Source organism: Hymenobacter agri (genome assembly GCF_054778495.1).
The window spans coordinates 1-535 of record NZ_BAAGZM010001300.1 but is presented as its reverse complement, the minus strand read 5'-3'; the positions used below and the strand labels follow the sequence as shown (position 1 = coordinate 535).

1 pseudogene is annotated in these 535 nt (G+C 66.7%); it reads left to right on the top strand.

Annotated features, from left to right (window positions below):
- A pseudogene (locus ACYVDE_RS25905) lies at nucleotides 1-535 on the top strand (hypothetical protein); the annotation flags it as partial.

Below are 535 nucleotides of genomic sequence, written 5' to 3'. Positions count from 1 at the left end.
AAGCCGGTGGGCGGCAGCGGGCCCGGCGCGGGCGGTAAGCAGCCGGCGGCGGCCAAAGGCCTGTTCCTGGCCCTGGTGCACCAATCGCCTGAGCTGCTGGGCGTCACACTCATCAACAACACTGAGGCCGACGTGCTGTTCACTTACGGCGAAGAAACTGCTGCCCGCCCCTACCGCGCCCTGGCCGCCGACAAGCTCGGCCCCAAGGCCAGCACCAAGCCCCTCTCCTTCCTGCACCTCAAGGACTTTGAAACCTGGCCGGCGGTGGTGTTCCAGCTGCTGCCCACCAAGCTCAATGGCGATGCAGCCTATGAGCTGCTCACCAAGCGGCAGGCATTCAAGGCCAGCACTTTCTATGGCAGTCAGAAGCCCGCGCCGGTAATTGGCAAGGATGCCTACCTGTTCCAGCTCGACGAGAAGGCCGCGGCTGCCATTGCCCCCGAAACGCTGGCTCAGGAAGCCCCCGCCGCTTCGGCCCCGGCTGCTCCCGCCAAGCCGTCCGGCGTGGATGGCACCGCCCTCAAGGCCCAGCTTG